We start from the raw sequence: 10923 nt of genomic DNA, 5'->3' as shown, positions 1-10923 counted from the left end.
GTCTCGTCCTCGACCGGGACGACAACGCGGCCCGCAACCTTGCCGCCCTCGCGGCGGCCTGCACGACTGGTACCGGAGTGGCCGGAGACCAGGACACCGGCAAGGTGTCGAAGCCTCGTGGAGCCGACCAGAAGACCCGCGCCACCCGCCGCAGCCGCAAGGCCACGGCGGGGCGGGCAGGTGGCGCAACCCTGCCGCGTCAGCGGCGGACAGAAGCGAGAGACCGTACTCAAGCCGAAGCTCTCACGCTTTGGTGACGTGACGGACCTTCCGGGCCGGAATGCCCGGAATGCTGAGAGTCGCTGAGGCTCTCAGTAACGGTGCGGCCCGTTGTCAGGGTGCGGATCTGGGGGCTGCACAAGGCTGCCGCCGTGGCCGCGGTCATCAGGGCGGCGCCGCCCAGGAGCGTGGTGTGGATGCCCAGTCGGGCGGCGAGGGGGCCGGCGGCCATTTCGCCGGCGGGGAGTGCGACGAAGGAGCCGAGGGCGTCGTAGGCGTAGACGCGGGCCAGACGGTCGTGGGGGATGTTCTCCTGGAGGGAGACGTCCCAGGCCACGCCGAACTGTTCGAGTGCGGCTCCGTTGGCGAACATGGCGATGCCCAGGAGCAGTGCGTTCGGGGTCTTGGCGAGCACCACCAGCGGGACTGCCTCCACCGCCACCAGTGCCACGCCCAGCAGGAGCGCGTGGCGGGCGCGGGAGCGGGCCGCGAGGATTCCGCCGGCCAGGGCTCCCGCCATCTGGGCGGCCAGGACCGTGCCCCAGATTCCGCGGCCGAACGTGTCGTCGGCGACCACCGGGCCCAGTACCTGTACGCCGCCCGCGACCACGGCATTGACGATCATGAACTGGAGGACCACGATCCACACCCAGCTGCGGGCCGTGAACTCCCGCCAGCCCTCGCGGAGTTCGTGCAGGGGGCGGACCCGTTCGGCCGCGGCCTTCGCGGCCGCCGGGGCGGTCGTCACGCCCAGGAAGCACAGTGCCGCTCCGCAGAACGCCACCGCGTTGCCCGCCAGGCCCCAGCCGGGGCCGAACACCGCGGCCGCCATGCCCGCCAGTGAAGAGCCCGCGATGGCGCCCAGGTTGATGCCCATCCGCATCACGGCGTTGGCCGGGCGGATCAGGCCGGACGGCACCGTCTGCGGGGTGAGCGCCGCCGACGCGGGGAGCGACAGTGCGGCCAGGGCGCCGTTGAGGACGCTGAGCACTACCAGCAGCGGGATCGACGTCGCGTCCAGGAGCACGCTCGCGGCGATGGCCGCCTGCACCACGGCCGCGGCCAGCGCCGAGCCCTGCAGCACCAGCGTGCGCCGCACCCGGTCGGCGACCACCCCGCCGACCAGCAGCAGTGCCACGTTGGCGAGCGAGCGGGCGCCGACCACGAGGCCCAGGTCGGTCGTGGAGCCGGTCGCGTCGAGCACGGCGAAGGCCAGGGCGACGGGCGCCATCGCGTTGGCGAAGTACACCAGCAGGCGGCCGGCCGCCAGGTGGCGGAAGGAGCGGTGCGCGAGGGGTGCCCAGGAGCCTCCTCCCGCGGCGCTGTCCGGCTCCTCCTGTGCCCCCGTGTCCGTCATGCCGTCGTCCGTTCCCTTGCGTTCGTGTCGTGTGCGGGGTGCAGCGTGAAGTGCACCCGGGACACCGAGACCCCCAGGTCCTGCACCGCGTACGGGCAGAAGTAGTACGCCTGCGGGGTCGCCCCGGGGGACATGGTGACCGTGAACTCGGCGTGCACGCGTTCGCCGGGGCGCGTCGCCTCCACGCGGCGCAGCACCGGGCCGACCTTCGCGTCGAGGTAGACCGGCAGCACGATGCCCAGGTTCACCGTCCCGGCCCTGCGTGGCGCGGCCTCGACCATCACGTGGAGGGTACCGCCGGCCGCCACGTGCGCCGGTGCCTTCACGCTCAACTCGGCCGATTTTGCGAGGGTGTTGGCGATGTCGCCGCAGCGCGGGCAGACCACCTGCACGGTGTCGGTGACGACGGGCACCCGGCCGCGCCGGCGGTAGGACAGCACCGGGCGGCCGCACGTGCACGGGGTGTCCACCGGGGCCGGCGGGTCGGCGACGCTGCGTTCGCCGAAGTACGTGGGGAACCGGAGCACCGGGTCGTCGTGGTGCTTGGCGAAGCGGTGCGCGAGGGCCAGGTCGAGGGACTTCGTCTCCTTGGCGATCCCCTCCAGCGCCGGCGCGACGTCCCGCGTGCGGACGACGTCGTGCAGCAGGGTGTCCGCGAGCGCGCGCAGCCGGGGGCGCAGCGGATACTCCGGTCCGAGCAGGCCGCTGTCCAGCAGGCCGGTCAGGCGGGCGCCGAGGGTGTGCAGCGGGAGTTGTGGATCGGGCACGGGGGCCGCCGTCCCCTGCTCCTCGCCGAGGCCCGACGACTGGAGTCCGACCTGCGCGAACGACGGATACGGGTTGATGTCGCGCAGGCTCTCGTTGACGGCGCCCGCCGCGCTGCCCGCGCGGGCCGTGCCGGTGAGCCAGGCCAGGTTCTCGGGCCGCTGGCCGTCGCAGGCGGTGAGGGTGGCCACCACCGTCTGCGCCGGGCCGTCCAGGGCGCCCAGGAGGATCAGGTACTTGGGGTCGTACATGGCGTGTCCGGCCGGCGCGCCGCTGAAGCAGTTGGCCAGCACCAGTTCCGCGGCGCGAATGGCGCGGGCCGGGATCAGCTTGTCCATCGGCTTGGTGCAGCCCAGTTTGTAGGCGCACTTGGGGCCGGGAGCGCCGGGCAGCGCGGCGACGGGGCTCGCCCCGCACAGGGTGAACTGGCCCAGGTTGAGCTGGTCGTCCTTGCCGTTGCCGTGGAACAGCACCCGCCGCCACACCCGGCCCAGCGCCACCTCCTTGATGTCCAGGCGGCGCACGTCGTCCGCGCCGCACCACACGTCCGCGCCCGGCACCGCCTTTGCGGCGTCCAGTTCGGAGACGACGCCCACCGCGGCGCCCGGCACCACCCGGGCGTACTGCTTGGCCACCACCCAGCTCAGACTGTGCACGTCACGGCCGGTGAGGAGGAACAGCGGCCGTCCGGCGGCGTACGCGGCGTCGACGACCGGCTGCACCTCGTCCCCGCGCAGCCCGCCGTACGTGCCGACCAGCAGCACCGAGCCCTCCTCGGGCAGCCGCGCCGGGGCTGTCACCCAGTGGCGGGCCAGCGGGGCGACGAGGGCGCGCAGCGCCTCGGGCAGCGGGTCGTCGCCGAGCAGGACGCCGGTGTCGGCCGGGTCGGGGGCGCGGTGGCCGCCGTAGAGCTGCTCGGCGAGGGCGATGCCGTCCAGGAGGTCGGCGCGGCTGCCGGTCCACACCGGCAGTGGGCCGTATCCGGCCTCTGCGTCCGCCACCGCCCGTGTGTAGTCGTCGAGTTCGGTGTACGGGGCGAACACGGGCCCGTTGGGGATGCTCATGACTGGGCTCCCTCGTCGACCTTCAGTTCGAAGTGGCGCAGTACGGCGTGCATCCGCTCCTCGACCTCGGCCGCGGTGGCGCCCTCCACGTGCACATAGCCGGTGGAGGCGTGCGAGGCGCGCGGCGGGTCCAGTACGTCGCCCGCAGCCGCGGTCAGGTGTGCGCCGATCACGCCGGGCAGGCGCAGCAGCTCCTCCTCGGAGGTGATGTGGACGACGCGGCCGGGCGCGGTCGGCAGCAGCAGGTCGCCCACCGCACGGTCGCGCGTGTAGTGCGGCACCGGCACCCGGTCGAGGTAGGTGTCGAGGACGACGTGCAGGAAGTCGAAGCCGAAGGCGAGGCCGTGGTTCATCGGCACCTCGCAGCCGCTGAGCCGGGCCGCGACCTCGCTCATCACGAACTCGCCGTCGTCGGTGAGGAAGAACTCGCCGTGCAGATAGCCGTACGGGATCTGCAGCCCGTCGGTGAGCTGCTGGGCCAGCGCGCGGGCGTCGACGGGGATCTCCTCGCTCGGCGCGTAGGTGATGTTGGCGTTGATCTTGCCGTCCAGGACCTCCAGGATCGGGACCGGGTTCTTCGACAGATACGCGCCCAGGACCACACCGCGGGAGATCACCGCGCACAGCTGGAACTCCCGGCCCCTGATGTACTCCTCGGCCGTCCACTCCAGCGCCGGGTCGAGGGGCGGTACGTCCGCCAGGCCGGCCGGGGAGTCGATGCGGTAGGTGCCGATGCAGGAGTCGGCGTCGACCGGCTTGAGGATCACCGGCCAGCCGTGCTCCTCACCGAAGGCGACCACGTCCTCGAGCGCCTGCACCGGTCGGTACCTGGCGTGCGGGATGCCGAGTTCGGCGTACCGGTCCTTCATCGTCATCTTGTTGCGCACCCAGCCGACCTGCTCCTCGGACAGGTGCGGCAGCCCCACCTGCGCGGCGAAGCGCTGGGCGGCCGACTGCAGGGCCTCGTTGGGGTTGCAGAAGTACGTCGGCCTCGGCAGGCCCTTGGTGCCCTTCATCCAGCGCAGATAGCGGGCGGCCTCGTCCTGGAGGGGCGCGGAGGTGTCCAGGGTGAACGTCGGGACGTGGGCGGTGCGCTCGACGTACTCCTCGCTCAGCGGGACGGAGTCGAAGCGCAGCAGGACGACGTCGACGTCGTCGCGGGCCAGGACGTGGTCGGTGAAGGCGGCCCGGCGGCTCTCGACGAGCAGGACGGCGGGGCGGGCGGGGCTGCTGCCGGTGGCGCTCATGGTCGTACTCCTGTCGGGTCAGGTCCGTGGTGGGGGAGGGGAGTTCAGCCGATGACGCGGGTCGAGCCGTCGAGCCGGCCGGGGCGGGTGCGGCGCAGGTCGCGGACGAGGTTGACCCGCTTGAGCCAGCGGTCGCCGCCGTCGAAGCCGGCGCGGAAGGAGCGCCGGCCGTGCACCACGTTGCGGTTGTCGACGAAGCAGACCGCGCCGGTGGGCACGACCACGTCGGTGAGATTGCCGTCCAGGTGGGCGACGATCCAGGCCAGCGCCTCGGCGGCCTCCGGGTCGCCGTCCCGGGCGCGGAAGAAGTCCCGGTCGATGCGCAGCACCGGCAGGTCCTGGTGGCCCTCGAGGATCGGCACCGGCTCGGGGACGAACTCGCCCTCGGCGAACTCGTGCGCGGAGTCGGGCAGCGCCACGAAGCGGGGCTCGCCGAGCACGGCGCGGATGCGGTCGGGCAGGCGGCGTACGTCGACGTGGGCGACGGTCGTGGGCACCCGGCCCTCGTTGCGCAGCGCGAACAGGCCCACCCAGTCGGCCCGGTACGGCGAGAAGGCGTCCTCGGTGTGCCAGGCCAGCTCCAGCTCGCTGGAGGCGGAGATCAGGCTGGTCTCGAAGCCCTTGCTCGGCAGGATGTCGGTCACCAGGCGGCCCGCCTGCTGGGTGGCCCAGCCGGTGAGGTCGCCGAGCAGTGCCGCGTACAGCACCAGCAGGCAGCCGTAGACCTGGCTCGCCTCGGTGTCCGCCTCGCTCCAGTGGCCGGGCGTGGCGCCGAGGGCCGCCTGGTCGACCGTGTTGCCGCGGATCACCGTCACGTGCGTGGCCTCGTCGCGCCGCGCGGAGTTGAGGTGCCGGCGCACCGTCAGCGGCAGCTCGTGCGCGAGGACGGGGGCCTCGTCGAGGAACCGCGGGTCGTCCGCCGCCTTGTAGACCTCGAGGCAGGACGCGGCCAGTGCGCGTGCCGCGCGGGCCTCGCGGAGGGTGAGGTCGAGGGTGTGGTGGCAGGGGCGGTCGGCGGGGGCGGTGTTGGTCATGGCTGTCCTCCGGGTGCGGGTGCGGGTGTGTGGGTGTGTGGGTGTGTGGGTGGGCACCCGGCCTTCGGCCGGGTGCGGGGTTCCCATCCGCACCACCCGTGCTGCTCTCGTTGTCGGGTGCGGGGCGGCCCCTGGGGGGTCTCGTCGGCGGCCGCGGGCTAGAACGGGTCGTTCAGGTGGTCGTTGATGTGGTCCAGGCAGAGTTCGTACAGGTCCTCGGGGTGGGTCTCGTACCAGCCGTCGGGGACGAGGGCCGTCGCGGGCCACAGGGCGCGGTGGTCGGTGGCGTCGGCGAGGACGACGAACGTGGCGAACTCGTCCGCGAAGGGGTCGTCCTGTGCCGGGCGGTCCAGCACCCGGAGGTTGCCGTCGGCGTCCAGCCGGGCGGCGCGGCCGGTGCGCCACATGCGGGCGGTGCCGCCGTCGGGGCCGCCGAACGGGTCGGGCAGGAACCGCTCACCGGTGGCCGCGGGCGCCCCGGCGTAGCCCTGGGCCACGCCCGCGCCCGCGATGTAGAGGGCACCGGTCTCGCCGGGGGCCACCGGCTGCAGCCGGGCGTCGAGGACGTAGGCGCGGTAGCCGGGCGCCGGGCGGGACGGGCCGCCGGGGACCTGCTCCACCACGAGCCGGCCCTCGGCCCAGCCGCCGCTCACGGTCAGCTCGGCGTTCTCGGTCCGGGCCAGCGCGACCAGCGCGGTCAGCGCGTCGTCGGCGCCGCCGAGCACCATCCGGGCGCCCTCCTGCCGCAGCCAGCGCAGCACCTCGTGCGGCACCGCCTGGGCGAGGGAGCCGTCCGGGACGTGCACCCGGGCGCCGGAGGCCAGCGCGCCCAGCAGGCCCAGCGCGGCATCCCCGTCGGGGTAGCCGTGCACCAGCCAGGCGGCGTCGGCCGGTTCGGCCAGGGTCGCCGCGGCGACCGGCTCGGCGCCGATCAGCGTCGTACCGTCCTCGCCGGGCACCAGCAGCACCGGGTCGCCCGCCTGGAGCGGCCGCTTCCGGTCCCGGTCGGTCACCGGCCAGTGCCCGGCCGCCGGCAGCCGGTCGGCGGCGTCGTCGCGGACCAGCCGGGCCGCGCCCGGTACGGCGGGCAGCAGCAGGTCGGCCGTCTCGTCGAGCAGCAGCACGGCCGGCCTGAGCGACTCCGCCAGGTCCAGGCAGGGGTCGACCGGCAGCAGCGCGGCACCCGTCTTGGCGACGGCGAGCGCGGCCACCGCGAACCCGGTGGGCGAGGACAGCGCGGTCAGTACCGAGGTGCCCGGGCCCGCGTGGTGGTCGATCAGGGCGTGCGCCAACAGGTTGGCGCGGGCGTCGAGTTCGGCGTAGCCCATGCCGGCCAGTGCGGGCGCCTTTGGGGCGCGTGCCACCTGGGCGGCGAACAGCGCGGCCACGTCCCCGGCCGGGAGCACGGCGCTCCTGCCCGCCCACACCCCGCCGTCGGTGGCGGTGCCGGGCAGCAGGCGCAGCCGGCTCAGTGCGGTCGCCGGGTTGTCCAGGGCCGCTTCCAGTAGGGCGGTGAGCTGGCCGGTGAGGGAGGCGGCGGCCGTCTCGCCGACCGTCTCGTGCCGGTAGGCGGCCGTGACACAGATGCCCGCGGGCGCGCCCGCGGGCGTCTGCCGTTCGGTCAGCGTCAGGCCCAGGTCGGCTGCGGGCAGCGGCAGTTCGGGCTGGTCCGGTTGCACGGTGAGCCCGGCCGCCTCGAAGGAGCCGTCGGCCTCCTGCAGCACCGTCAGCGCGACGCCGCCGGGCAGTGCCAGGGCCGCCTCGCCGTCCCGGTAGGCGGCGAGGTCCGCCTCCCGGACCCGGCTCAGCAGCTCGCCGAAGGCCGGGTCGCCCGAGGTGTCCACCGACAGCGCCAGGATGCGTCCGTACGGGCCGACCGCACCGCGCAGCGCGGCGCTGTCCCGGGCCGGGACCGGCGCGGCCACGGTGACCTCGCCGGATACGCCGAGCCGGGCCAGCAGCGCGGCGAGCGCGGTGTGCACCACCATGAACACGGTGCTGCCGTGCTCGGCCGCGAACCGGCTGAGCCGCGCGTGCAGTTCGTCGCCGAGCTCGGCCTCGAGGGTGCCGTAGGAGGTGTCGCCGGCCTGCGGCACGCTGCCGGGCAGCGGGGTGGGCGGCAGGTCGCCGAAGATCGCGCGGGGTGCCGCCTCCGGCGCGGCCGGGGCGCGGCGCGGGGTGTCGCCGGTGGCCCGGGCGCCGTAGGCCTGGGCGAGTTCGGCGGCCAGCGGCAGATGCGACCACAGGTCGACCGAGGAGGCGGGCAGGGCGAGGTCCAGCAGGTGGTCGTCGGCGGACAGGGTGCGCAGTCGGGTGCCGGCCGAGCCGAGGCGGGAGTTGCGCAGCGCCTCGTGCCGGTGCCCCAGGTCCTCCAGGGCCTCCTCCAGGGCCCGTTCGTTCAGCGCGCCGCGCAGCCTCAGCGGCAGCCGCGCGCTGTCCGTGCCCGCGCCGCCCGGCCCGGTGGCCGCGGCGGGAAAGTCGCCGAGCAGCGCGGCGAACTCGGCCGGCGTCGGTGCCTCGTACAGCGCGCGGCTGCCCGGGTCGGCGCCCAGCGTCTCGCGGGCCCGCGACAGCAGCCGGGCCGAGGCCAGCGAGTGGCCGCCGATGCGGAAGAAGTCGGAGTCGGCGTGCACCTTGCGCCGCGGCAGGCCCACCACCTCGGCGAACAGGTCGCGGACGATCTCCTGGATCGGTGTGCCCGGCTGTGTGCCGGGCCGGTCCGCGGTGAAGGCGGGGGCGGGCAATGCTGTGCGGTCGACTTTGCCGTTGGCGTTCAGCGGCATCGCGTCCAGGGTCATCAGCGCGGACGGGATCATGTAGTCCGGCAGCCGCTCCTGGAGGTGGCCGCGGAGTACGACCTCCAGGTCGATGGTGCGGTCGAAGGCGGTCGGCGTGTTGGCGCAGTCCTCGACGGCGGCCACCGGTGCCGCGTACACGCCGCTCAGCGGGCCGGCGGGGACCAGGTCCGGGTCGACGAAGACGATGTCGAGCAGCTCGGCGCCGTCGCCCGACCAGGTCGGCAGGGCCCGGTAGCCCAGGCGCTCACCGGCCGCGCACAGCGCCTCCGGGTCGGGGGCGGGCGCGTCCTGGGCTGCCAGGTCGATGCTCTCGAGGGGGTCGTCCAGGGAGTGCATCGCGGCGTGCTCGTCGTGCACCCGGCGGTTGGGGATCCCGGCCAGCCGCAGCACGGCGGGGTGCTGGGCGTTGAGGTGGTCCTCGGCTTCGGTGACCGAGGAGACCTCGCGGTCCCAGCGGACGGTCGGCGCGGCGGTGAGGTCGGCGGCCGGCTCGGCGGTGGACAGGACGACCTCGTAGCGGTAGCGGGTCAGCTCGTTGTGGTGGACGCCCCGCTTGGCGCGTACGTCCACCGCGCGCACCGCCGGCAGTTCGCGGGCGAGGGCGGCGAACAGGGCGGGGGAGAGCAGGAGTTCGGTCTCCATGGCCACGCGCTGGTCGACGGAGCGGCGCAGCGCCTCGCGGGGGCTGTCGGCCGCGCCCGGCCGGGCGAGCTCGATGCCGGCCTGGAAGCAGCGGGCGAGGTCGAGGTTGCGCAGGTCGCCCAGCAGGATGGAGCCGCCGGGGGCGAGCAGCGCCAGCGCCCGCTCGATCACGGTGCGCAGGTAGGCGAGGCTCGGGAAGTACTGGATCACCGAGTTGACGACGATCGCGTCGAAGTGGCCGGCGGGCAGTCCGGTGGTGTCCTCGGCGCCCTGGCAGCGCAGCCGGACCTTGTCGGCGAGGTCCGGGTCGGCCTGCGTCTGGGCGGCGAGCGCGGTGACGACGGAGGCGGAGAAGTCGGTCGCCCAGTACTCCTCGCACTCCTTCTCGCGGGCCAGGTGGCCCATCAGCAGCCCGGTGCCCACGCCGATCTCCAGGACGCGGCGCCGGGGCAGCTCTCGCACCCGCTCCAAGGTGGCCTCCTGCCACTCCCGCATGTGCTCGAGCGGGATCGGCAGTGCGTCGTAACTGCTGTTCCAGCCTGCGAAGTTGGTGCCCGGCTCGGCCGCGGTGGCGTCGTCGTACAGGGCCTCGTAGATCTCCTTCCACTCGGTGATCTGCGCGCTCTCCTCGGCTCCGGCCGCGGCCGGAGCCGCGGGCACCACATGCGCCACCAGCCGCTTGTCCCCGTCCTCGGCCCGGTGCAGGGAGACCGCGGCGGCGGACACGCCGGGGTGGGCGGCCAGCACCGACTCGATCTCCCCGAGTTCGATGCGGAAGCCACGCAGCTTGATCTGGTCGTCCACCCGCCCCACGAACTCCAGCGCACCGTCCTCGCGCAGCACCACCAGGTCCCCGGTGCGGTACAGCACACCGCCACTGCCGCCGAACCGGTCCTCGACGAACCGCTGCGCGGTCAGCTCGGGCCGGCCCAGATAGCCGGTGGCCAACCCGGGTCCGCCGAGCAGGAGTTCACCGGTGCCGCCGGGTCCGACGGGACTCCCGTCGCGGCCCACGACCACCGACACGGTGGCACCGACCGCCCGCCCGATCGGGATCGTGCGATCGCCCTCGGCGGGCTCGGCGACCTCGTGCCAGGTGGCGAACGTGGTGGTCTCGGTCGGCCCGTACACGTGCAGCAGCCGCCCGGGCGCACCGGCCGCGAACACCTCGCGGACCCGACGCGGGTCGCAGGCCTCGCCGCCGAAGAGCACGGTGCGCAGCGGCGCGAAGGCGGCGGGCCGCTCGCGGGCGATCTGGTTGAACAGCGCGGTGGTCAGGAAGATCACCGAGATCCCGTACGCCCGGACCGCCTCCTGGAAGCGTCCCGGGTCGACGACGGTGTCCCTGGCCAGACCGACCAGCCGGGCACCGGCGGTGAGCGTCGTCCACACCTCGAAGGTGACGGCGTCGAAGGCGGGATTGGCGGCCTGGGCGACCACGTCGTCGGACGCCAGCCGCAGGTAGTCGTAGGACTGGACGAAGTCCAGCACGGCCCGGTGCGGTACGACGACACCCTTGGGCGTCCCGGTCGTACCGGAGGTGTAGCAGACGTAGACGGCGTCGTCAGGGCCGGTCGTCTCCGCGGGCAGGGCGTCGCAGCGCCCGGCGATCTCGGCGGCCTCGGCGTCGAGGGAGACGACCGCCGCGTCCAGGCCCTCGTAGTCCTCGGCGCCCGCGCCCTCGGTCAGCACCGCCCGGGCGGCGCTGTCCCGCACGATGAGCCGGCGGCGCTCGGCGGGGTTGGACGGGTCGACGGGGACGTAGGCCGCGCCGGCCCGCACGATCCCGAGGAACGC

General features: G+C 74.4%; 5 protein-coding genes and 1 pseudogene. 1 reads left to right on the top strand and 5 read right to left on the bottom strand.

The annotated features are described in order from the left end of the window. Positions 1 to 257 (top strand): annotated as a pseudogene (locus ACFYXB_RS44525) (IS607 family element RNA-guided endonuclease TnpB); the annotation flags it as partial. On the opposite strand, the gene ACFYXB_RS44520 reads toward ACFYXB_RS44525, so the two are convergent. The 5 genes from ACFYXB_RS44520 to ACFYXB_RS44500 all read right to left on the bottom strand — a co-directional run. Continuing rightward, positions 230 to 1576, bottom strand: a complete 1347-nt coding sequence (locus ACFYXB_RS44520; RefSeq protein WP_389591126.1) for an MFS transporter — start codon at positions 1574 to 1576, stop codon at positions 230 to 232. The pseudogene ACFYXB_RS44525 and the gene ACFYXB_RS44520 sit on opposite strands and share 28 nt — an antisense overlap. Then, a complete protein-coding gene (locus ACFYXB_RS44515) occupies positions 1573 to 3405 on the bottom strand; it encodes a hypothetical protein (RefSeq protein WP_389591125.1) in 1833 nt (610 codons plus the stop codon). The genes ACFYXB_RS44520 and ACFYXB_RS44515 overlap by 4 nt, the downstream gene beginning before the upstream one ends. Next, positions 3402 to 4652: an ATP-grasp domain-containing protein gene (locus ACFYXB_RS44510; protein ID WP_389591123.1), complete on the bottom strand. Its 1251-nt coding sequence runs from the start codon at positions 4650 to 4652 to the stop codon at positions 3402 to 3404. Before ACFYXB_RS44510 ends, ACFYXB_RS44515 begins: the two co-directional genes overlap by 4 nt. Before the next feature lie 44 nt (positions 4653 to 4696). Further along, on the bottom strand, positions 4697 to 5686 hold the full coding sequence (gene gntD / locus ACFYXB_RS44505; protein WP_389591121.1) for a guanitoxin biosynthesis L-enduracididine beta-hydroxylase GntD: 990 nt from the start codon (positions 5684 to 5686) through the stop codon (positions 4697 to 4699). Between the two features lie 158 nt (positions 5687 to 5844). Beyond that, positions 5845 to 10923, bottom strand: a 5079-nt coding sequence (locus tag ACFYXB_RS44500; RefSeq protein ID WP_389591119.1) for an amino acid adenylation domain-containing protein, incomplete at its 5' end; no start/stop codon positions are given.

The organism is Streptomyces sp. NPDC002619, assembly GCF_042889305.1.
GTDB lineage: Bacteria > Actinomycetota > Actinomycetes > Streptomycetales > Streptomycetaceae > Streptomyces.
This window is presented reverse-complemented; position numbering and strand designations above follow the sequence as displayed.

What these genes read in the sequence shown, in the direction of transcription:
- ACFYXB_RS44515 (WP_389591125.1), bottom strand. Translation starts at nt 3,405, where the DNA reads ATGAGCATCCCCAACGGGCCCGTGTTCGCCCCGTACACCGAACTCGAC.
- ACFYXB_RS44510 (WP_389591123.1), bottom strand. Translation starts at nt 4,652, where the DNA reads ATGAGCGCCACCGGCAGCAGCCCCGCCCGCCCCGCCGTCCTGCTCGTC.
- ACFYXB_RS44520 (WP_389591126.1), bottom strand. Translation starts at nt 1,576, where the DNA reads ATGACGGACACGGGGGCACAGGAGGAGCCGGACAGCGCCGCGGGAGGA.
- gntD (WP_389591121.1), bottom strand. Translation starts at nt 5,686, where the DNA reads ATGACCAACACCGCCCCCGCCGACCGCCCCTGCCACCACACCCTCGAC.